This is a genomic window from Gordonia sp. 34D (assembly GCF_056682775.1).
Window position 1 is genome coordinate 1053807 of sequence record NZ_CM155293.1, and the last position, 21650, is coordinate 1075456.

The following is a 21650-nucleotide window of genomic DNA, read 5'->3' on the forward strand; positions in this document are numbered from 1 at the left end:
GCGCAGCTACTTCAGTGCAGCTACTTCACTAACGCCGCGAGGAGGTGAACTCGATGGACCTAACCCAGGCAATTGCCGAGGTAAAGGATCCGGCCGAGCTCGCCTCGCTGGCAAGCGCGGTCGCCGCCCAGCTCGCCAGTGCAGTGTTCACTGCTTCCACCGAGGGGCAGCTCTTGGAGACCGCGGAGGTCCTTGAGCGGGCCAACCGCCGCTTCGACGGCGCGAACTCGGCGCTGCTGGCCGAGATCTCCGATCGCGGTGCCTACCGCAAGGCCGGGTTCCTCTCGGTCCATGCGTTCCTCGCCGGAGGCCTACGCCTCGGGGATGGAGAGGCGCGGCGGCGCCGGATCGCCACCGAGGGCATCGCCTGCTTGTCGAACCTGCAGGGCGAAACTCTTCCGCCGGCGTTCCCGGCCACAGCCGAGGCGGTCGCCGACGGCGCGATCGGCACCGACCATGTGGTCGAGATTGATGCGGTGATGCGGAAAATCCCGGCCGCGGTCGACCCGCAGGTGCGGGCCGGGGCTGAGGCCCAGTTGGCCGAGGTCGCCCGCGACCTCACCCCGGCCGGGGTCCGCACGGCCGGGCACCGCCTGTTGGCCCATTTGGACCCTGACGGGGCGCTCACCGATGAGCGGGACCGCAAACGGCTCCGCCAGTTCGGGCTCGGCGGGCAAGACCAACGCCTGATGAGCAAAGTTCGGGGCTACCTCACCCCCGAACTTCGGGCCCGGTTCGAGGTCATGTTCGACTCCTGGGCCAAGCCCGGAATGAACAACCCCGCCGACCCAGCCTCCCCACGCGGGGCGGCTGAGGCCGCTGATCCGGCCGCCCTCGCCGCGGCGGCCGAACGCGATGACCGTTCGATCGGCCAACGCCAGCACGATGCCCTGCTGGCTCTGCTGGAGGCCGAGCAAGCCCTGCGGCCCGGCGCTGGCCGGGCGTTGTCGTCGGAGTTGGTCATCACGGTGACTGACCGGGAGTTGGCCGAGAAGGCCGGAGTCGCCCTCACTGCGACCGGAACCCGGGTTCCGGTGGGCGAGCTCGTCGAGCTGGCCGCGAATGCGACCCCGCATTTGGCGGTCTTCGCCAACTCCACCGGCCAGCCTCTCTACTTGGGGCGGGGGTCGCGGTTGGCCAACAAGCCCCAACGCCTCATGCTTTTCGCCCGCGACCGCGGGTGCACCGCACGCCGGTGTAATGCCCCGTTCGCCCGGACCGAGGCGCACCATTTCCCGGATTGGGCCGATGGTGGTCCCACGGATGTGGACCATTTGGGTGCCGCGTGCGGACGCCACAACCGCAGCGTGGGCAAGAACGTCGGCGAGTGGGAAACCCAACTTGTTATTGATGGCCCCGCCCGGGGCCGGGTCGCCTGGCGGCCCCGCACCCCCGGCAGGCGCGCCGCGTGGCGGGTCAACCAAACCCACCACGCCGAACTCCTACCCATTCAGGGCCCCCACGCCCCACCGGCCCCTGAAGATTCCCGCATCGAGGCCCACCTCGAACACCTGCTAGGGGCTTAACCACCCGACCAGCCAGAAATCGGCCGGTCGGGAGTTCAGTCACGCCCACAGAAACAACCCAACAAACGCAGCTCGGACAGCGAGACTAACGAGTACGAGGGCTGGACAGGACAGCGATACGAGGGTTGGGCGGGGCGACTTCTGAAGAGCCCTCCGCAGCGACGAAGCGCTAGCTGTAATTCCTCGGGACGTTGTGAACACCTGATGTAGGCGAAGACCTCCGGGCAGGATGTTGGGTTACCACACTCACCATCAACACCCGGAGGTCTTCGTGACACACGCTAACGCATTTCTCACCGCTGAGGGCCGCCGCCGGCTTGCTTCCCTGATCGTCGATCAAGGATGGTCACTTCGACGTGCCGCAGAACGTTTTCAATGCTCCCCAACAACAGCCAAAACATGGGCCGACCGTTACCGGGCTGGCGAAGAAATCACTGACCGAAGCTCACGGCCGCATTCCTCACCGAGACAAACAGACAAGCGAACCGAACGGCGAATTATCGCCCTGCGGTTCTCCCGTCAATGGGGTCCGCACCGCATCGGCTACCACCTAGGCATAGCCCGATCGACGGTCGAACACATCCTCAAGCGCTACCGCATGCCGCTGCTATCGGCGCTCGACCAAGCCACCGGACTGCCAGTGCGCCGGCCAAAGACAGTCCGTTACCAGATGAAGGCCCCCGGCGACCTCGTACACATCGACATCAAAAAGCAGGGCAAGATCCCTGATGGAGGCGGGTGGCGTACCCACGGGCGAGGCTCGCCAGAAGATCGTCGATCTGCTGTCGCCCGAGAAAAAGCCGGACGCAAAGGAGCATCATCGGCTCGCGGCTACCGCTACCTTCACCACGCCGTCGACGACTTCTCTCGTGTGGCGTACTCAGAGATCCTCGACGACGAACGTAAAGAGACCGCGGCCGCCTTCTGGAAACGTGTCAACGCCTACTTTGCCTCACTAGGCATCACCGTTCGGGCCGTCATGACCGATAACGGCGCTTGCTACCGATCAAAGTCCTTCGCTGAGGCACTCGGACCGAAGGTGAAACACCGACGTACCAGGCCCTACCGACCCCAAACCAACGGCAAAGTAGAACGGTTCAACCGGACTCTTGCTACCGAATGGGCCTACGCCGCCCGCTATCAAAACGAACACGAACGCGAGCTCGCGTACACAGCATGGCTACATCACTACAATCATCACCGACCCCACACCGGCATCGGTGGCCTCACACCGGCACAACGCGTTCACAACGTCACGAAGAAGTACAGCTAGCGAAGGAGCGAGGACTGCCGAAGCAGAAGTCGCCCCGCCCAACCCGGGCACCCCCCTGCCGAAGCAGAAGTCGCCCCGCCCAACCCGGGCACCACCCTGCCGAAGAAGAAGAAGAAGAAGTAGAAGAATCCGTCACCCCGGCAGAACTACCAATCCGTGGGGCCGGGTATTGACTGGTTCGCAGCCGTCTGCGGTCACGATCACGATGTCTTCGATGCGTGCTCCCCAGTCGCCGGCGAAGTAGATGCCTGGTTCGATGCTGAATGCCATTCCTTCGCGGAGTTTGTCGGTGTTTCCGGCGACGATGTATGGCTCTTCGTGAACTGATAGGCCGATGCCGTGGCCGGTGCGGTGGATGAATTGGTCTCCGAGTCCGGCGGCGTTGAGGACGTCGCGTGCGGCGGCGTCGATGCTTTCGGCGGTTGCTCCTGGGCGGACGGCGGCGACGGCGGCGGCTTGCGCTTGCTCGAGGATCGCGTAGGCCTTTGCGATGTCTGGGCGCGGTGTGGTGAAGCAGTAGGTGCGGGTGGAGTCGGAGTTGTAGCCGGGCGATACCGGTCCACCGATGTCGATGACGACTATGTCGTTTGTTTCGATGATTCGGTTGGACTGTTCGTGGTGTGGATCGGCGCCGTTGGGTCCGGAGCCGACGATGATGAATTCGGCGAGGTTGTGTCCTTCGGCGCGGATGGCGGCATCGATGTCGGCGGCGACTTGGGCTTCGGTGCGTCCGGGTTTCAGGAATTCGGCCATTCGGGCGTGGACGCGGTCGATGGCGGCGCCGGCTCGGCGTAATGCTTCGAGTTCGGCTTGGTCTTTGATCATTCGCAGTTCACGCAGCACGGGTGTTGCCAAAGCGATTGGTGCGCTTGTCCGTTGGCTCAGTGGAATGAGGTGTAGGGCTGGTAGGGCGTCGGAGACGGCTAGTTTCGCGTGGGGGCCGAAGCCGTCGAGGGCGAGCGTGTAGGGATCTTCGCCGTCGACCCAGTCGGTGATCTGCAGGCCGAGTTCGCCGATCGCCGATTCTCGGAGGGAAGCTAACTCTAACCGTGCTGTGACGACGCGTGCGGGACCTTGTGCGGGGATTACCAGGGCGGTGAGTCGCTCGAAGGTTTCGGCGTCTGAACCGGTGAGGTAGCGGAAGTCTGGTCCGGTCCCGACGACGATCGCGTGGTATCCAGCGGTAGCGGTGAGTTCGGCTGCGCGTGCGAGTCGTTGGGCGTATACGTCTGGGGCGAATCGGGTGGCCATGTACTTACCGTATTTCACCGGCTTTGGAGGCTGCCGAACTCGGGCGATTTCGCGGCGACCCGATAGGACTTGGCGACCAATGTGAATAGGGTATTCACCATGACCGGATCGGTGATGCTCCTCGACGGGGCGAGTTTGTGGTTTCGTTCGTTTTACGCTTTGCCGGAGAAGATGACCTCGCCCGATGGGCGACCGGTCAATGCGGTACGTGGTTTTGTCGATACGATCGCTTCGCTCGTGACGACGCACGACCCTTCTCGGTTGGTGGTGTGTCTTGATTTGGATTGGCGGCCTGCTTTCCGCACCGATCTCATCCCGTCGTATAAGGCGCACCGCGTCGCGGCTGACGGTGACGGTGCTGCTGAGGAGGTGCCCGACACTCTGACACCGCAGGTCCCGATGATTTTGGAGGTTTTGCGGTGTGCGGGAATCGCTACGTCGGGTGCCGAGGGCTGTGAGGCAGACGACGTGATTGGGACGTTGGCTTTCCATGAAGCGACTGACGATGTGCTGGTTGTGAGCGGTGACCGGGACCTCCTGCAGGTGGTGGCCGAGGATCCTGTCCCGGTTCGTGTCCTTTATGTGGGGCGCGGCCTTGCGAAGGCCGAGTTGATGGGTCCGGAGGAGGTGGCTGCCAAGTATGGTGTGCCTGTTGAACGGGCGGGGGTGGCTTACGCGGAAATGTCGATCCTGCGCGGCGATCCTTCGGACGGTCTTCCCGGTGTTCCGGGCATTGGTGAGAAGACTGGCGCTAAGCTGCTCACCCAGTTCGGTAGCCTCGATGCTCTTGAGGCCGCCGCTTATGATCCGGCTTCGGCAGTCCCCGCGCGCGCTCGTAACTCTATTCAGAGTTCTGCTGACTACCTAGCTGCTGCGAGGACGGTTGTTGCGGTCCGAACCGACGCGGACACTATCGACAGCACGGAGTCGGATGCGCTCCCGACGTCGCCTGCCGATGCCGAAGGCCTGGACGCGTTGGTTGCTGAACTCGGCATTGACGCTTCTATTGGCCGTTTGCGTACCGCGCTTCGCTGGTAGCGCGGCACTCCGGCAACACAGCCGCAACTCCCGGCGTTGAACTCCTTCAGTGAGTGTTCGACGCCGGGAGTCGCGTTTTAGCTGTGGGCCCTAGTTGGTGGGGCGAGAGACTTCGTAGGTGCCGCTGCTGTCTTTGACAGTGACGGTGACGTGTTTGTTCTCTCCGTTCACCTTCAGCGAGCAGGTGAAGGTGGCGCCGGCCTCTACTTTCTGGCCGTCCGGGCATTGGACATCCTTGACGTCTTTGATGCCGTAGCCTTCAGGCTCGGAGGCGGTAAGGATCTTCGTGACGCCGTCTTGGACGGCGGTCTGGTTGAGGTTCTTTCCGGCCCATCCGGGCACCACAAAGGCGGTGAGTGCGACGATCGCCGCGAGTGCGAGAAGGACGGCTGCGATAAGTCCGACCAGCTTGCTGCCTGACAGTTTCTTCTTGGTGGTCTGTTGTTCCGGTGCGAACGGATTCAGCGTTGGATCTGCGGCTGGCTGGCCGGGTTGACCGAACTGTTGCTGCCCAAACTGTTGCTGCCCGAACTGTTGCTGCCCGAACTGTTGCTGCCCGAACTGCTGCTGCGGGGGAAACTGCTGCTGAGCGCCGGGTGTCTGACCGTACGGAGATGGCTGACCGGGCTGTGACGACTGCCCGGGCGCGGCAAACTGCTGCTGCCCGTATTGGGGCTGTCCGTATTGTGGCTGCTGCCCGTACTGGGGCTGTCCATACTGGGGCTGCTGCCCGTATTGCGCTTGCTGGCCGTACTGCGCCTGTTGACCGTACTGCGCCTGTTGCGGGTCTAGTTGCTGCGTCGGTTGCGCCTGATTTGGTGTCGGCTGCGCAGGCGCGGTGTATTGCTCGGTGGGGCTAGCGGGAACGACCGGAGTGGTGGCACCGTCGGCCTGGCTAACATCGGGCCGCTGCACGACCGTCGTCTTTTCGCTATCGGCGGCAGGGGTCGCGGGACTGTTGTCCGGGGTACCCGTTTCTGTCGGCTGATCGTCGTTCGTCATTTCGCGCCTTCCTCTCAACAAATGCCCCGTAAGCGCTGGCTGGTGTCACGTTACCGCAGGGGTTCAGTCCAACTCGGATGCCACGACGCCGCGCCGCACACCCTTGATAGCTTTCCGTGCCGCGATTGCAAGGCTCGCATCAGGGTCCACGCTGCCGCGAATCTGCTCGAGGAGGTCGATGACTTGGCGATTCCATCGAACAAAATCACCTGGTGAGAGCATTTGTCCTCGTTCGGATGCTGCGAGCAGTGCTTCACGAAGCGACCTGCCCGACGCCCACGCGCCGATAGCGACACAGAAGCCGGTATCCGGTTCGCGCGTTTGAACGACTCCGTGACGTGTTTGGATGTCGTTGGTGCTTTCCCAGACGTGGACGGTTTCGGTGAGCGCGTCGCGCAGGGCCTTGTTACCTGGCATGGAATCGATTCCGCCGGTGTAGGAGTCGCGGCGCGACTCGTAGACCATCGACGACACGACGGCGGCAAGGTCGGGTGGCGACAGGTGATCCCAAATACCGGCTCGGATGCATTCGGCGACGAGGAGATCGCTCTCCGAGTAGATCCGACGCAAGACGGTCCCGGTTGGTGTGACGACGAGCTCGCCGTCGTCGTCTATCTCGAGATACGACAGTTCCGTAAGCACGCCGGTGATGGCGTCGAACTGGGTCTCCAGTGCGGCGGTCCGGGTGTCGACGGCTTGTTCCAGGCTGTTGATGTCACGCAGCAGGCGACTGCGACGTTCGGCCAATCGATGCAGGTCGTCGATTCCGGAAAGTTTATGAACCGGATGTTTGCGCAGTTTGTTGCGGAGTTCGATGAGCCGGGCGTTACTGGGGCTTTCCTGTTTGCGTTTGGTGTTGCGCCCGCGCGGGCGATCGATTCCGCTATTGCGCAGAATCGAGACCAGTTCCTGTCGGCCCCGAGCACTGCGTCGATTGGCGGATTTGGGAATCCGGACATGACCGATCACTTCGGGCGGGTTCACGAAGTCGCGTACGCCGACACGACCGACCCAGCCGTCCTCGCACAAGACCAGCGGCTTGGGATCAATGTCCATTTCCGCGCGTTCCAGAACCACGGCGAGCCCACGGTGGCGACCGGTATTCAGCCCGATGACGTTCCCGGGTTTCAGGGCCAGAAGGTCGTCGGAGACCGCTTCTGTGGATTCCATGCGCCGCATAAACTTGGCGGCCCGTTCCTGCCGTTTGATGTCCTCTCGCAGCGACATGTACTCGAGGAATGCTTCGGGCTCGAGACCCTTGCGTTGGGCCGAGTGGTCGAGTTCGGCGTCGACTTTCCGCAGGGACATCCGCGCGCGGTCGAGTTGGCGTGCTTGTCCGACCACCGACCGGTCGGTTTGGAACTGTGCAAACGACCGCCGCAGCAGGTCGCGCGAACCTTGTACGCCTAGTCGGTCAATGAGGTTCATCGCCATGTTGTATTCGGGCGTGAAGGAACTGCGGAGCGGGAAGGTTCGCGCGCCCGCCAGGCCCGCGACGCGGTCCGGCACCACTTCCGGCGTCCACACCACGACCGCGTGCCCTTCGACGTCAATTCCGCGGCGTCCGGCGCGGCCCGTCAGCTGGGTGTACTCCCCCGGTGTGAGGTCCACATGCGCTTCGCCGTTGTATTTCACTAGGCGTTCCAGGACCACGCTGCGAGCGGGCATATTGATGCCGAGGGCCAGCGTTTCGGTGGCGAACACCACCTTCACTAGGCCCTCTACGAAGAGTTCTTCCACGGCCTGTCGGAACATCGGTAACAGACCCGCGTGGTGGGCGGCGAATCCGCGTCGCAGTCCGGCCCGCCACTCCTCGACACCGAGGATGTCGGCGTCTCCGGGTGACATGGCGACAAGGTGTCGGTCGACGATTGTGTCGACCGCAGCTACTTGGTCCGGTTCCAATAAGTTCAGGTCCGAGCGCAGGCATTGCGCGAGCGCACCGTCACAGCCCTTGCGGGAAAAGATGAAAGTGATCGCTGGTAGCAGGCCGTTCTCGTCGAGCATCTTGATCAGTCGCGGACGCGACACTCCGGTACCGCCGCCTCGACGTCGTTCGCGGGCGACACGGTCTCGGTAGTTGCCGACGGCATCATTCGATAGCAGCCGGTTTTTGATGAATCGGGTTAGTTCGGGGTTGACCTGGGTGGGATGGCGGCGATCGAATAGTCCGAACGTCCGATTCCCCACTAGCATGTGTTGATGCAGCGGGACGGGGCGGTGTTCGTCGACGATGACAGTGGTGTCCCCGCGGACGGCGGTAATCCAGTCGCCGAACTCCTCGGCATTGCTGACCGTGGCCGACAGGCTGACAACCCGCACTGACGGGTCGAGCCCGAGGATGACCTCTTCCCACACGGCACCGCGGAACCGATCGGCAAGGAAGTGCACCTCATCCATCACCACGTGCGAGAGTCCGGCGAGCGCGGACGAATCCGCGTACAGCATGTTTCGAAGCACTTCGGTCGTCATCACGACGACGGGCGCTGATGAGTTGATCGCGTTATCGCCCGTCAGGAGGCCGACATTCTCAGAGCCGTGTACCTCGGCGAGATCATGGAACTTTTGATTGCTCAGTGCCTTGATCGGCGTCGTGTAGAAGCATTTGGTGCTGTGTGCGAGAGCCAGGTGCACGGCGAACTCGCCGACGATGGTCTTACCGGCCCCCGTTGGGGCGCAGACTAGAACGCCGTGTTCGGCCTCGAGGGCGGCACATGCCTGCTGCTGAAAGGGGTCGAGAGTAAACCCGATCCGGGTACTGAAGGCCGTGAGTTCCGGGCCGGATACGGAAAGTTCGTCGATGGTCATCAACTACAGGATGTCATCGAATGCGGTTGGAGTCGCGATAGATTGCCGGTCGCTGGTGGCGCCGATCGCTCCGGGGCGTGGAATCGGCGCGACAGCATCGATGGTTCCAGACGCCTTTGCGTCGGCACCGGATGCCAACGGGGAGGCTTGATCGTCCGGGACGTCCATCCAGTCCGGGTTCTTGTTTGCCTTGCGACGATCGTTAAGGCGTGCGATCTGAATCGACAGTTCCAACAAGATTGTCAACGCACCGGCTAGCGCGAGCATGGTGAACGGATCCTGGCCCGGCGTAACAATTGCGGCAAACACGAAGACCGCGAAGATCAGCCCTCGACGCCACTTCTTCAGTCGCTCATAGGTGAGCACGCCAACCAAGTTGAGCGCGATGATCAACAGCGGGAGTTCAAAACTGATGCCGAACAAAACCAGCAGGTGCAGCAGGAATTTGAAGTACAAGTCACCGGATAAGGCGGTGACCTGAACGTCGTTGCCGATTGTCAGGAGGAACCCGAACGCCTTCGAGACGATGAAGTAAGCCAGGATGGCACCGCCGACAAACAGCACGCTGGCCGCTGCGACAAATGAGAACCCGTAGCGGCGTTCGTTCTTTTTTAGACCCGGGGTGATGAACCGCCAGACCTGCATCAACCAGATCGGGCATGCCAGCACCACACCGGCGGTGAGACCAACCTGCAGTCGCAGCATGAATTGGTCGAACGGACCCGTCGCTAGAAGGCGGCATTCGCCGTCCGGGGTGAGGCTCGCCCGCGATGATGCGGGCAGATCGCAGTAGGGACCACGCAAAATCTCGCCGAGTGACTGGATTGGCCCAAAGCTGTGGCTATACCAAAAGAACCCGAAAATCGTCGTGACGGCGATTGCCAACATCGAGATGACGAGGCGGTTGCGGAGTTCGTACAGATGCTCGGCCAGCGGCATGGAGCCGTCGGGATTAACTTTGCTGCGCCGTCGGCGGGGGTCGATCTTGCCGAGCGTAAATTTGCCGCGTGAGCTGTTACTTGCCACTTACGTCGGTGAGCGGCTAAGCCGTCTTCTTGTCGGTCGGCTGCGTCTGATCGGCGACAGCCGGCTTCTCAGCGGCGGGCAACTCGCGAGGTGCCGTCGTGTCGGTTGCATCCGACGCGGCATCGTTCTTGCCGTCGCTGGCCATTTCCTGCATTTCCGACTTGAAGATGCGCAACGAGCGCCCCAAACCGCGTGCTGCCCCGGGAAGCTTGGCCGAACCAAACAGGAGGACCAGCACAATCAGCACGATCGCCCAGTGCCACGCTGACATCGCACCCATAACTGCACCCTTCGAAATCACCTAGGTTAAAAGAATAAGTTCTCGCCCGAGTCTACCCGGGATGAGCGCCGTCGGCGCGTTCAGCTTTGTCGAACCGGTTAACGGTACCGTTCACGTGCCGCGGATGCTGTCTCGACGACCACCGATCCAGCTGCGGTCGTATCGTCGAGGAGCCTGACCCGGCCACCGAATCCGAGGATAAAACGCGCGAGCCATTCGGGTGAGCCGTATCGAAGGGTCGCCGAAATGGGTGCCGTTGGCGCGGTGTCGAAGTCCTCGTCGGGTTCGGCATCGTAGTACTCCAGGAGCCAGAGCGCTTCCGGATCCACTTCAATGCGGGCCACGGGAAGTTCGCCGGTCAGCACATTGAAACCGATGGAGTCCTCGGATTCGATGGGCCGCACGGCGTGCGCGGGCGGCGATGACGGTTCGCCAGTGGACTCAGCGGTCTCGACGCGGTCGAACCGGAACATCCGGATGCCCTCGGATCGACGGCACCACGCTTCCAGGTAACTGTGGCCATCGACGGCGCGAATACGGATTGGGTCAATGGTGCGCTCGGTGACGTCGTCCCGGCTGGCGGTGTAATAGGTAATGCGAAGTGCCTCGCGAGCTTCGACGGCGGCACGAATTGCGCTATCGACCGGGCGCGAGGTCGCATCGCTGTCGGCTTTGGAACTAATGGCCCGATAGGTGGCACCCATCGCTTCTTCGATTTTGGCGATCGCGCTACGCACCGCACCCGTTTCGACGGCACCGCCGGACTCGGTCAGCATCGTTAACGCCATCAGTAGCACGTTGGCTTCCGGGCCCGTCAGTCGAAGCGGTCGATCCATTCCCGCAGTGAACGCCACGCTGACGTACCCATCCCAGAACTGAATGTCGATGAGGTGCTCGGGACCGTAACCGGGAAGTCCGCACACAAACAGTTGCTCGAGGTCGGCGGTAAGTTGTTTGGGCGTAACTCCCAGGTCTGCGGCGGCCGTCGAAAGTTTGATGCCCGGACGCGCCTGGAAGTACGGGACCATCGCCAACAGTCGCGACAGTCGTGTGGGCTTTGGTGCGGTGACGTTCAACGTTGGATCTCCATCAGCTGATCGAGGTCGGCGATGACATCGCGGCGCAATTCGTCCGGACTCAGCACGACGGCGTCGGGTCCGGCACCAAGAATCACCCGTCGCAGTCCGGACTGCGAAGAAATATTGATGGTGAGTACGTCGCCCTGCTCCCCCGTGCTGGCCAGCGTTTGCGGCGTCGCCGATGAGGCGATGCGGCGAAGTCCGTGCGCGCGGTTAGCCGCGACCCACACCTGTGCTGTCGATCCGGCATCGCCGGCGGCCCTTTCGACGGCCTCGGCAATGATGGACGAAATGCTGACGTTCGCTGGCACCTGAACGCTGCCCGCGTCGTCGAAGGCAGCAACGTCGGTAATCCGGGAGATTCGGAACGTACGGGTCGCGTCGCGATCCCGGTCACGACCAACTACGTACCAGCGGCCGCCGTTGGAACCGATTCCCCACGGTTCCACCGTTCGCTCGTGTTTGCCGCGAGAAGTGCGGTGAGTGAAGTGGACCGGGCGCGCGGCATCGATGGCCGATAGGAGCGCGGTGATGGTTCGTTCGTCGCCCAGTGAGCGTGATGCGCCGCCGTGGGCGACAGCGAGTTCATCATCGGGTGCGACTTCAATGCCGGCAGCCTGCAATTTTAAGACTGCAGTCTGGAAGACCGTGGCCACGGACGGCTCGTGCCACACGGCCGACGCTGCGGCAACTGCTGCCGCCTCGGCTCGGTCCAGGGTAATTTCGGGCAGCGCGTACTGCTCCGGATCGATCCGGTAGCCCTCTTCCCCAGTGGGATTCACGCCGGTCTCGAGCGGTATACCCATCTCGCGGAGTTCGGCCTTGTCGCGTTCGAGCATCCGTTTAAACGTGTCGCCCTGCTGGCCTGCATCGTTGTAGCCCTGGACATTCCGACGCAGATACTCGGCGCTGACAAAACCGCGCGCAGCCATCAAACAGACAACGAGATTGACGATCCGCTCGTTCTTCGTAGTCACGTAGTTACCTTAGGTGCTACATCGACGCGATTAGCCGTTCGACTCGCTCGTCGACGTTTCGGAACGGGTCTTTGCACAGCACGTTGCGCTGCGCTTGATCGTTGATCTTGAGGTGCACCCAGTCGACGGTGAAATCGCGCTTGGCCGCTTGGGCTGCGGTAATGAAGTCTCCGCGCAGTTTTGCGCGTGTGGTCTGCGGCGGTGTGCTGGTGGCTTCGTCGATCGCCTCATCGGTGGTAACGCGGGCGACCAACCCCTTGCGCGCGAGCACATCGAAGACGCCGCGTTCACGGCGAATGTCGTGGTAAGCGAGGTCGAGCTGGGCAATCTTCGGGTCGGTCAGGTCCATCGAGAAGCGGTCTTGGTACCGCTGCATCAACTTGCGTTTGATCACCCAGTCGATTTCGGTGTCGACCTGGCTGTAGTCGCCGGTTTCGGCAGCATCGAGGGTGCGGCCCCACAGGTCCACGACACGATCCATGGTGGCGTCAGGGGTCCGATTCTCGAGGTGCTTGACCGCCCGTGCGTGATACTCGCGTTGGATGGCCAACGCTGTCGCGGTCCGACCGCCCGCTAACCGGATCTCCCGGGTGCCGGTGGTGTCTTGGCTGATGTCGCGGATTGCGCGGATCGGATTGTCGAGCGCGAAGTCGTGGAAGGAGATGCCGGACTCCACCATCTCCAGCACCAGCAGTGCGGAACCGACCTTGAGCATTGTCGTCGTCTCGGACATGTTGGAGTCACCGACGATCACGTGCAGCCGACGGTACTTTTCGGCATCGGCATGCGGCTCGTCGCGGGTGTTGATGATCGGGCGCGAACGGGTGGTTGCCGACGAGACACCCTCCCAAATGTGTTCGGCACGCTGCGATAGGCAGAACTTGGCGTCGTTGCCGGACGTCAGGACTTTGCCTGCGCCGCAGATGAGTTGCCGGGTTACGAGGAACGGCAGCAGTACGTCGGAGACGCGCCCGAACTCGCCGACCCGACTGACCAGATAGTTCTCGTGGCACCCGTACGAATTGCCCGCCGAGTCGGTGTTGTTCTTGAACAGATAAATGTCCCCGCCGATGCCTTCGGCCACCAGTCTTTCTTCCGCGTCGATGAGCAGTTCCTCAAGGATGCGTTCGCCCGCGCGGTCGTGCATGACGAGTTGCTCCACCGAATCGCACTCGGCGGTCGCGTATTCGGGATGCGATCCCACATCGAGGTACAGGCGCGCACCGTTGGTGAGGAAGACGTTCGACGACCGTCCCCAGGCGACAACCCGGCGGAACAGATAGCGGGCCACCTCGTCGGGGCTGAGTCGGCGCTGGCCCTTAAACGTGCACGTGACGCCGTACTCGGTTTCGATGCCCATGATCCGTCGTTCCACGGCTCTTACTCCTGTTCGAGATAGCCGGTAACGTCGGCGTCGCGCAGTCGTTTGAACGCGCGGCGCGGGCGATTCCGGTCGAGAATGGCAACTTCGACGTCGTCGGCGGTCAAGTCGACGGCGGCCGGTTCCGCTTCGCCCCCATTAGTGGCCGAGACGGTGGCCACCGCTGGTGTGGCGGCGGCGCTCGATAGCGCGTGCACCGACAGTTTGATGGCGGCCGTCAATGACAGGTCCGGTTCGTAGGCTTCGGCCATCGCCGTGTTGATCGGCTCGGTGGCACCACCCATGACGATGTACGAGGTCTCGTCGACAATCGACCCGTCGTAGCCGATCCGGTACAGCTGCGACGGTCGGTCCTTTCCCGGTGGGGAAACTTCACCGACGCAAAGTTCGACCTCGAACGGTTTCGGTTGCTCGGTGAACACCGCACCCAGGGTGTTCGCGTAGGCACTCGCGAGGGACAGGCCTGTCACGTCGGCACGGTCGTAGCTGTAGCCGCGGAGGTCGGCCATTTGGATGCCAGCCTTGCGCAGGCTTTCGAACTCGTTGTACTTGCCGACGGCTGCGAAACCGATCCGGTCATAGATTTCGCTGACCTTGCGCAGCGTGTTCGACGGATTGTGCGCCACAAACAGCACTCCGTCCGCGTAGGTCATGGCAACCACGCTTCGGCCGCGAGCAATTCCCTTGCGCGCGAGTTCCGAACGGTCGCGCATGATCTGCTCTGCGCTGGCGTAATACGGGAAGGTCATGCCTTGGCCTCCGGCGTTTCGTTGCCCAACGAGTTTGCTTGCGCCTCGTCGCGACGTCGCGCGACGACCGCTTCGGCGGCCTCAGCGATTTCGGCTTCTGGAATCACGTCGGCCCCGTCGGCTCCGATCCGAACGGCCGTCGGGAAAATCCGGCGCACTAGATCGGGTCCCCCGGTCGCCGAGTCATCATCAGCGGCGTCGTACAGGGCTTCCACCACGGCGCTCAACGCTTCGCTGGCAGTGAAGTCCGCGCGGAACAGTTTTTTCAGTGAAGACCGCGCGAATACCGAACCTGAACCGATGGCTTCGTATCCGCCGACTTCTTCGTGCCGCGACCCAGCGACGTCGAACGAGAAGATTCGGCCGCGCGCGTCGTCGTTGGCTTCGGCGTCGAAGCCAACGAGAAGCGGGACCGCCGCGAGTCCCTGCATCGCCGCACCGAGATTGCTGCGGACCATGCTGGCCAAGCGCGAAGCCTTGCCATCCAGGGTCAGCGGGACGCCTTCAATTTTCTCGTAGTGCTCGAGTTCGACGGCGAACAGGCGAACCATCTCGATCGCGATGCCCGCGGTACCAGCGATCCCGGCGGCTGAGTAGTCGTCGGTGACGTAAACCTTCTGGACATCGCGCGTGGCGATGAGATTCCCCATGGTGGCTCGACGGTCACCAGCCAGAATGACGCCGCCCCGGTAACTGACGGCGACGATGGTCGTGCCGTGCGGAATTTGGTCCGCACTCATCCCATCACCGTTGGCGATCATGTTGTGCGGCAATCGCTCTGGGGCATGACGACGGAGATACTCGGCAAACGACGAGATGCTGCCAGTCCCTGCCTCGCCGGGCATGGGCGTCACTGGCCGCCCTTCTGAACGTAGGCCTTCACGAAGTCTTCGGCGTTCTCTTCCAGCACGTCGTCGATCTCGTCGAGCAGATCGTCGGTCTCGCCAGTGAGCTTTTCTCGACGCTCCTGGCCTGCGCCGCCACCGCCGATCGCGTCGTCGTCGTCTTTACCGCCGCCGCGCTTGGTCTGCTCTTGCGCCATGCTCGCCTCCTGAGAAGAGAATGTTGTGACTTCAACCCTACCGGTGGCCGTCGCTCACCGGTGGCGACGCGACCGTACTGGTGCCAATCCTGTTGCGCGATATCGCATTCAGCCAGGTGAGCGGCGAACGCTTCGGGAAACCGGGGACGCTTGACCTACATGCTGAGGCGTTCAACCAACTCGGCAGCCGTGGCCGCATCTTTGAGAAGGTCTTTCACATGCTCGGCGGTGCCACGTAAAGGTTCGTTCATCGGGATACGGATCAACGAATCTCGACCGAGATCAAAAATCACCGAGTCCCAGCTGGCCGCGGCGATTTCCGCACCGAATCGGCGAACCGCTTCACCGCGGAAGTAGGCGCGTGTGCTTTCCGGCGGGGTGTGTACGGCCCGCATCACCTGTTCTTCAGTGGTGAGGCGTTTCATGGAACCGCGCGCAACCAGCCGGTTGTAGAGGCCCTTGTCGAGTCGGACGTCGGAATACTGCAGGTCAATGAGGTGCAGTCGCGACGACGCCCATCCGAGCCCTTCGCGGGTACGGAAACCTTCCAGGAGTCGCAACTTGGCTGGCCAGTCAAGCAGTTCTGCGCATTCCATTGGGTCGCGTTCCAGCTTGTCGAGGACATCGGCCCAGGTGGCGAGGACGTGCGCAGCACGGGTGTCGTCGCTGTGGTTTTCGTCGTGGAACTTCTGCGCCCGATCCAGGTACTCGCGCTGCAGAGCGAGGCCGGTCATTTCGCGTCCATCCTGTAGTGCGACGGTCGCGCGCAGGGTCGGATCGTGACTGATCGTATGGACGGCTTCGACCGGCCAGGCCAGGGCGAGATCGTCGAGTTGAACGCCCGCTTCGATCAGATCCAAAACGAGTGCCGTGGTGCCGACCTTGAGATACGTGGCAGTTTCCGCCAGGTTGGCGTCGCCGATGATGACGTGCAGGCGCCGGTACTTGTCCGGATCGGCGTGCGGTTCATCGCGCGTATTGATAATGCCGCGCTTCAACGTGGTCTCGAGGCCGACCTCCACCTCGATGTAGTCGGCACGCTGTGACAGTTGATAGCCCGACTCTTCACCGCGCTGGCCGATGCCGACTCGTCCTGCACCGCAGATCACCTGACGCGAAGCGAAGAACGGCATGAGGCCGGTGACGATGGATTCGAACGGAGTATCGCGACGCATGAGGTAGTTCTCGTGCGTGCCGTACGACGCCCCTTTTCCGTCGATGTTGTTCTTGTACAGCTGCAGGCGCGGTGCACCGGGCACGCTGGCGACGTGACGGGCGGCTTCCTCCATCACTCGCTCGCCCGCCTTATCCCAGATCACCGCGTCGAGCGGATCGGTCACCTCGGGCGAGGAATACTCCGGGTGCGCGTGATCGACGTAGAGTCGCGCACCGTTCGTGAGGATCATGTTGGCCGCGCCAATCTCGTCGGCGTCGATGACCGGTGCTGGTCCCCCGCTGGCACCAAGGTCGTAGCCGCGGGCGTCGCGCATGGGCGACTCCACCTCGTAGTCCCAGCGCGTACGACGATCGCGCCGCGGCACATTGGCGGCAGCCGCGTACGCCAGTACCGCCTGGGTGGAGGTCAGGATCGGATTGGCCGAGGGGTCGCCGGGAGCGGAAATGCCGTACTCAACTTCGGTGCCGATGATGCGCTGCATGATTTCCAGCCTAGCCGCGGACCACAGCGCCGTTGGGCGCAGCGTCGGCAGCCGCTGGGATCAACGCTTGCGAAGCCGCAGTCGTGAGAACACGAATACGGTCAAGACCACCGCAATCAGGATCAACGCGCCATAGCTGATTAACGCGTGCGTCAGCGACGGTTCCCACATCGGATAAAGCATGCTGCCGCCAGCTTCGTCGATCTTGACCTGCGGAACCTGATCGGCGATCCATGGAATGTTCACGGCCTGCGCTCCGCTCGCATAGCCCCAATACGTGGGGAACAGCCAGGTCAGGGGCTTAACAAAGGCGGAGCTGATGGCGAAGAGGCCACCGGACAGTACCAACTGGACCATCACGACAATGACTAGCGGAGGCATGGTCTGCTCGGTCGACCGCACGGCAGCGGAGATCGCCAGACCCACCAGCACGCTGACGCAGGCCACCGCGGCGACCGCAATAAACAGCGAAACGGACGGCGGCAACAGCGGGTCTGGGGTGTCCGGCTTGTGGATGTCCTCGGCCTTTGGCATCGCCCGGAACGCGTAGGTGATGCCAACCATGATCGCTACCTGCACAATCGTCATGACCGCGAACACGAGCACCTTGGCCGTCAGGTAGGCGCCCGGCCGCAGACCAACCGCCCGTTCACGTTCAAAAATGCCACGTTCGCCGACCAGGTCTCGAACGGCCAGTGCTGTTCCCATGAACGCCGCGCCGATAATCAAGATCGTCAGAATCTGCAGTGCCTCGCCGGGATCCTTCGGCGGCACGTAGTTGTTCGTGGGTGGAGTCACGGCTCGACTAAAACCCTTGTCGCCGGGGATCACCAGGGTCAACAAACCCAGCACCACCGGCATCAGCAGCAGCACCACCAGATAACCCTTGTCTGCCCAGACAAGTCGCGCCTGCCGTCGTGCGACGGTGCTGGTCTGACGCAGTAGCCCCATCTTGGCCGGTGGCGTCTGGGCTCCACGCGGTGTCGGCTGAGGTGGTGGCGCTGAGTGTGGATGGCGTTGCCGGTATTGCGCCCACGCCTGATCGGGGTGCTCGGCCACGTAACCGAAGATTTCGGCCCAATCGCTGGTGCCCATCTCCGATGAAACATCGTCCGGTGAACCACAGAACGACGTCTTGCCGCCGGGAGCCAGGAGCAGCACCTGATCACACAGGTTCAAATAAGTGAGCGAATGCGTGACAACCAGGACCACGCGACCAGCGTCTGCCAGCCGGCGCAGGGTTTTCATAACTTGCTGGTCGAGCGCCGGGTCCAGACCCGAGGTCGGCTCGTCCAGGATCAGCAGCGACGGACCGGTCAAGAGCTCCATCGCGACCGATGCCCGTTTGCGCTGACCGCCCGAGAGTTTGTCGACACGAGTGTTGACGTGTTCGGTGAGCTGCAACTCCGACAGCACACCGTCGATCACCTGGTCCCGATCGGCAGTTGACAAGTCAGCTGGCAGTCGGAGTTCGGCCGCGTATCGGAGGGCTTGACGCAGTGTCAGCTTCTGATGCAAGACATCGTCCTGCGGGACCATGCCGATACGAGAACGGAGCGCATCGTATTCGCTGTGCACGCCGCGGCCTTCGAACGTAACCACGCCGACGGTTGGATTATTGAGGCCCGCCACGATCTTCGACACCGTCGACTTACCGGCACCCGACGGTCCGATGATCGCCGTCAGCGATCCCGGGGCCGCCGAGAACGAAATATCGTTGAGGAGGGCTTTACCGTCAATCGTCAATCCGACGCCGCTGACTTCTAGGCCGCCAGCAACCTGTGCCTGGGGTCGGCCACGGATCAGTTTGCCGTCGGTCAGTACAAAGTCCGAGTTGCCGATGGTGACGACGTCGTTCTCGGAGAGGCGATGCGACATCACGCGGCGACCATTGACGAAGGTGCCGTTAATGCTGCCCAAATCTTCGAGCAGCATGCCCTGAGGTGTGCTCGTCATTCGCGCGTGATGACGTGATGCCAAAACATCGCTGACCACGATGTCGTTGTCCGGCGTGCGACCGATGGTCTGCACACCCTTCAGGGAGATCGTTTCGCGGCCGCGAAGATGCCCCGGGACCTCATAAACGGCCGACGCATTCTGGTGCAGCGCCGCCAAGTGCGGAGCATCAGGCAGGGCACCGAAGCGGGGCGGCGCTTGTCGGAAACCACCCGGCGGCGACTGCGCCTGCAGCGGTGCCGTCATCGGACGAGCGGGCGGTCGTTGCTGTTGTTGTGGACCCGATTGCGGTGCACGCTGTGCCTGCGGGTGGGATTGGGGTGGGCGGGCTTGGGATTGCTGCGGCCCCGACGGCGCAGCGGGCGGTCGCGGGACCGGCCGTTGCGGTGCCGGCTGTTGAGCGGGGTTTGGGCGCGACGGCGGTGCCGATGCCGCATTCTTTGCGGGCACGATTGTGGGCGCAGCGGCCTGCTGTGGCGTCAATTCCAGGAGCGGTCCCGTTGACGCATCCCCGAGTCGAATCTGCATCGGACGGTCAACGCGCACTGACGACTGCTTGATCCCATTGACAAAGAAGCCGTTGGTGCTTCCGCGGTCAACAACACTCCAGCCATCAGACCACTCGAAGGCCAAGTGCACGCGGGAAACGAGTGGGTGGTTAACGACCACATCGTTTTCGGGTGTCCGACCAACGGTCGCGGGCGTGGAACGCAGGACTTGAGGCCTGGCCTGCGCGAGGCGTACCTGAAGCGGAGCGATTGTTGGAGTGTTCATCGCCGGTAACTCTATCGAGTCTGCCGCAGCTAGATCCTCTAACGGAATGACTTCGGCGCGCCGGTTCCGTCCGATTGGACGCAAGCCCAGCGCGCCGAAGTTGAGAAGTGATTCTCTGCGGCCCTATAGGTACTGGCCGGTGTTGGATTCGGTGTCGATGGCTCGGCTGGCACCGGCCGACTTTCCCGTCACCAGGGTCCGGATGTAAACGATCCGCTCCCCCTTCTTTCCCGAGATCCGAGCCCAGTCGTCCGGGTTCGTCGTATTCGGGAGGTCCTCGTTCTCCGAGAACTCGTCTTGGATCGAATCGAGCAGGTGCGCAATCCGCAATCCCGATTGACCGGTATCCAGGAACGCCTTGATCGCGTATTTCTTCGCGCGGTCGACGATGTTCTGAATCATCGCACCCGAGTTGAAGTCCTTGAAGTACATGATTTCCTTGTCACCATTGGCATAGGTGACTTCAAGGAACCGGTTCTCTTCAGACTCGACGTACATCCGCTCCACGACCCGCTGGATCATCCCGTCAACGCACTTTTGCGCGTCGCCATCAAACTCGGCGAGGTCATCGGCGTGCAACGGCAAATCAGCGGTCAGGTACTTGGAGAAAATATCGAGCGCAGCCTCAACGTCCGGGCGTTCAATCTTGATCTTCACGTCGAGACGTCCCGGACGCAGGATGGCGGGGTCGATCATGTCCTCGCGGTTCGAGGCACCAATCACGATCACATTTTCCAAGCCCTCGACACCATCGATCTCGCTCAGCAACTGCGGAACAACGGTCGTCTCGACATCGGATGACACCCCTGAGCCGCGGGTGCGGAAGATCGAATCCATCTCGTCGAAAAAGACGATCACGGGGGTGCCCTCAGACGCCTTCTCGCGAGCACGTTGGAAGATCAGCCGAATGTGCCGTTCGGTTTCGCCGACGAACTTGTTGAGCAGTTCGGGACCTTTGATGTTGAGGAAGTACGACTTAGCCTCGTGCGCGTCGTCACCCTTCACTTCGGCAATCTTTTGCGCGAGCGAGTTCGCGACGGCCTTGGCGATTAGGGTCTTACCGTTTCCGGGCGGACCGTACAGCAACACACCCTTGGGTGGCCGCAGCGAGTATTCGGCGAAAAGTTCCTTGTGGAGGAACGGCAATTCGACGGCGTCACGGATCTGCTCGATCTGTCGACGCAGTCCGCCGATGTCTTCGTAGTCGACATCCGGGACTTCTTCGAGGACCAGATCTTCCACCTCGGCCTTCGGGATTCGCTCAAGCGCGAATCCGGCCTTGGCGTCGATCATCAACGAATCCCCGATGCGGAGTTTGCGTTCGCTTTCGCCGCCCTCGTCTACGTGAACCAACGAATTGGCGAGCGAAACCACGCGTTCCTCATCGGTGTGCCCCATAACGAGGGCGCGCCGACCGTCGGCCAGAACCTCACGCAGTTGGACAATCTCGCCGACTTCGTCGTACTCGAGCGCTTCAACCACGGTAAGTGCCTCGTTGAGACGCAGCGACTGGCCGTGACGAAGCGTCTCACGTTCAATATTCGGCGAAAGGGTCAGACGCATCTTGCGGCCGGACGTAAAGACGTCGACGGTCGCATCATCGAAGATGTGCAGTAGGAGGCCGTAACCGCTGGGCGGTTGCGCGAGGTTATCAACTTCCTCGCGGAGCGCGAGCATCTGCACGCGGGCTTCCTTGAGCATCTCGGTCAGTTTGCTATTGCGAGCGGTCAGGCTTTCGACGCGCTCTTGCATGGACGAGAATTCGACGCTGCTACCGGGTGAACGATCTGACCCTGTTGATCGATTTGACTCGGACATCGTGCCTCCTTT

17 protein-coding genes are annotated in these 21650 nt (G+C 62.4%); 3 read left to right on the forward strand and 14 right to left on the reverse strand.

Features of this window, described 5'->3' with window-relative positions; translation table 11 throughout:
• Positions 1-53 precede the first annotated feature (53 nt).
• Both AC1L34_RS04865 and AC1L34_RS04870 read left to right on the forward strand, forming a co-directional pair.
• Complete coding sequence (locus AC1L34_RS04865) at positions 54-1526, forward strand: HNH endonuclease signature motif containing protein (protein WP_480035160.1); 1473 nt, start codon at positions 54-56, stop codon at positions 1524-1526.
• A gap of 271 nt (positions 1527-1797) precedes the next feature.
• Positions 1798-2799, forward strand: coding sequence for an IS481 family transposase (locus AC1L34_RS04870; RefSeq protein ID WP_480035161.1), 1002 nt, complete (start codon positions 1798-1800; stop codon positions 2797-2799).
• 132 nt (positions 2800-2931) lie between these two features.
• On the opposite strand, the gene AC1L34_RS04875 is transcribed toward AC1L34_RS04870, so the two are convergent.
• Positions 2932-4050: a M24 family metallopeptidase gene (locus AC1L34_RS04875; RefSeq protein ID WP_424297047.1), complete on the reverse strand. Its 1119-nt coding sequence runs from the start codon at positions 4048-4050 to the stop codon at positions 2932-2934.
• Positions 4051-4164: 114 nt separating this feature from the next.
• Here AC1L34_RS04875 and AC1L34_RS04880 point away from each other — a divergent pair, with 114 nt between their 5' ends.
• The gene (locus AC1L34_RS04880) at positions 4165-5088 is read left to right on the forward strand and encodes a 5'-3' exonuclease (RefSeq protein WP_424323196.1); all 924 of its coding nucleotides are present in this window, start codon (positions 4165-4167) and stop codon (positions 5086-5088) included.
• 90 nt (positions 5089-5178) lie between these two features.
• On the opposite strand, the gene AC1L34_RS04885 is transcribed toward AC1L34_RS04880, so the two are convergent.
• From AC1L34_RS04885 to arc, 13 genes are all read right to left on the reverse strand, one after another.
• Positions 5179-6090, reverse strand: coding sequence for a DUF4333 domain-containing protein (locus tag AC1L34_RS04885; protein ID WP_424323186.1), 912 nt, complete (start codon positions 6088-6090; stop codon positions 5179-5181).
• A gap of 63 nt (positions 6091-6153) precedes the next feature.
• Positions 6154-8898: a DEAD/DEAH box helicase gene (locus tag AC1L34_RS04890; RefSeq protein WP_424323187.1), complete on the reverse strand. Its 2745-nt coding sequence runs from the start codon at positions 8896-8898 to the stop codon at positions 6154-6156.
• 3 nt (positions 8899-8901) lie between these two features.
• Positions 8902-9837 carry a twin-arginine translocase subunit TatC gene (tatC, locus tag AC1L34_RS04895; protein WP_424297069.1) on the reverse strand — a complete coding sequence of 312 codons (936 nt, stop codon included), beginning with the start codon at positions 9835-9837 and terminating at the stop codon, positions 8902-8904.
• A 103-nt stretch (positions 9838-9940) separates the two neighbouring features.
• Positions 9941-10204, reverse strand: coding sequence for a Sec-independent protein translocase subunit TatA (gene tatA / locus AC1L34_RS04900; RefSeq protein ID WP_424297053.1), 264 nt, complete (start codon positions 10202-10204; stop codon positions 9941-9943).
• A gap of 98 nt (positions 10205-10302) precedes the next feature.
• Positions 10303-11232, reverse strand: a complete 930-nt coding sequence (locus AC1L34_RS04905) for a helix-turn-helix transcriptional regulator (RefSeq protein ID WP_480035310.1) — start codon at positions 11230-11232, stop codon at positions 10303-10305.
• Between the two features lie 44 nt (positions 11233-11276).
• A complete protein-coding gene (locus AC1L34_RS04910; protein ID WP_424297057.1) occupies positions 11277-12260 on the reverse strand; it encodes a helix-turn-helix transcriptional regulator in 984 nt (327 codons plus the stop codon).
• 16 nt (positions 12261-12276) lie between these two features.
• Positions 12277-13635, reverse strand: a complete 1359-nt coding sequence (gene pafA / locus AC1L34_RS04915) for a Pup--protein ligase (protein WP_424297059.1) — start codon at positions 13633-13635, stop codon at positions 12277-12279.
• 5 nt (positions 13636-13640) lie between these two features.
• A complete protein-coding gene (prcA, locus tag AC1L34_RS04920) occupies positions 13641-14390 on the reverse strand; it encodes a proteasome subunit alpha (protein ID WP_424297061.1) in 750 nt (249 codons plus the stop codon).
• The gene (gene prcB, locus AC1L34_RS04925) at positions 14387-15235 is read right to left on the reverse strand and encodes a proteasome subunit beta (protein ID WP_424297071.1); all 849 of its coding nucleotides are present in this window, start codon (positions 15233-15235) and stop codon (positions 14387-14389) included. The genes prcA and prcB overlap by 4 nt, the downstream gene beginning before the upstream one ends.
• 5 nt (positions 15236-15240) lie before the next feature.
• Positions 15241-15432, reverse strand: coding sequence for a ubiquitin-like protein Pup (locus tag AC1L34_RS04930; protein WP_424323189.1), 192 nt, complete (start codon positions 15430-15432; stop codon positions 15241-15243).
• Between the two features lie 155 nt (positions 15433-15587).
• Positions 15588-17090 (reverse strand): depupylase/deamidase Dop, encoded by a 1503-nt coding sequence (dop, locus tag AC1L34_RS04935; RefSeq protein ID WP_424323190.1) that lies wholly within the window; start codon positions 17088-17090, stop codon positions 15588-15590.
• Between the two features lie 60 nt (positions 17091-17150).
• Positions 17151-19820: an FHA domain-containing protein gene (locus AC1L34_RS04940; RefSeq protein ID WP_424323191.1), complete on the reverse strand. Its 2670-nt coding sequence runs from the start codon at positions 19818-19820 to the stop codon at positions 17151-17153.
• Between the two features lie 123 nt (positions 19821-19943).
• A complete protein-coding gene (arc, locus tag AC1L34_RS04945; protein WP_424297270.1) occupies positions 19944-21638 on the reverse strand; it encodes a proteasome ATPase in 1695 nt (564 codons plus the stop codon).
• Between the last annotated feature and the right edge of the window lie 12 nt (positions 21639-21650).

What these genes read in the sequence shown, in the direction of transcription:
- AC1L34_RS04865 (WP_480035160.1), top strand. Translation starts at nt 54, where the DNA reads ATGGACCTAACCCAGGCAATTGCCGAGGTAAAGGATCCGGCCGAGCTC.
- AC1L34_RS04875 (WP_424297047.1), bottom strand. Translation starts at nt 4,050, where the DNA reads ATGGCCACCCGATTCGCCCCAGACGTATACGCCCAACGACTCGCACGC.
- AC1L34_RS04880 (WP_424323196.1), top strand. Translation starts at nt 4,165, where the DNA reads ATGCTCCTCGACGGGGCGAGTTTGTGGTTTCGTTCGTTTTACGCTTTG.
- AC1L34_RS04885 (WP_424323186.1), bottom strand. Translation starts at nt 6,090, where the DNA reads ATGACGAACGACGATCAGCCGACAGAAACGGGTACCCCGGACAACAGT.
- AC1L34_RS04890 (WP_424323187.1), bottom strand. Translation starts at nt 8,898, where the DNA reads ATGACCATCGACGAACTTTCCGTATCCGGCCCGGAACTCACGGCCTTC.
- tatC (WP_424297069.1), bottom strand. Translation starts at nt 9,837, where the DNA reads ATGCCGCTGGCCGAGCATCTGTACGAACTCCGCAACCGCCTCGTCATC.
- tatA (WP_424297053.1), bottom strand. Translation starts at nt 10,204, where the DNA reads ATGGGTGCGATGTCAGCGTGGCACTGGGCGATCGTGCTGATTGTGCTG.
- AC1L34_RS04905 (WP_480035310.1), bottom strand. Translation starts at nt 11,232, where the DNA reads ATGGTCCCGTACTTCCAGGCGCGTCCGGGCATCAAACTTTCGACGGCC.
- prcA (WP_424297061.1), bottom strand. Translation starts at nt 14,390, where the DNA reads ATGACCTTCCCGTATTACGCCAGCGCAGAGCAGATCATGCGCGACCGT.
- prcB (WP_424297071.1), bottom strand. Translation starts at nt 15,235, where the DNA reads ATGCCCGGCGAGGCAGGGACTGGCAGCATCTCGTCGTTTGCCGAGTAT.
- AC1L34_RS04930 (WP_424323189.1), bottom strand. Translation starts at nt 15,432, where the DNA reads ATGGCGCAAGAGCAGACCAAGCGCGGCGGCGGTAAAGACGACGACGAC.
- dop (WP_424323190.1), bottom strand. Translation starts at nt 17,090, where the DNA reads ATGCAGCGCATCATCGGCACCGAAGTTGAGTACGGCATTTCCGCTCCC.
- AC1L34_RS04940 (WP_424323191.1), bottom strand. Translation starts at nt 19,820, where the DNA reads ATGAACACTCCAACAATCGCTCCGCTTCAGGTACGCCTCGCGCAGGCC.
- arc (WP_424297270.1), bottom strand. Translation starts at nt 21,638, where the DNA reads ATGTCCGAGTCAAATCGATCAACAGGGTCAGATCGTTCACCCGGTAGC.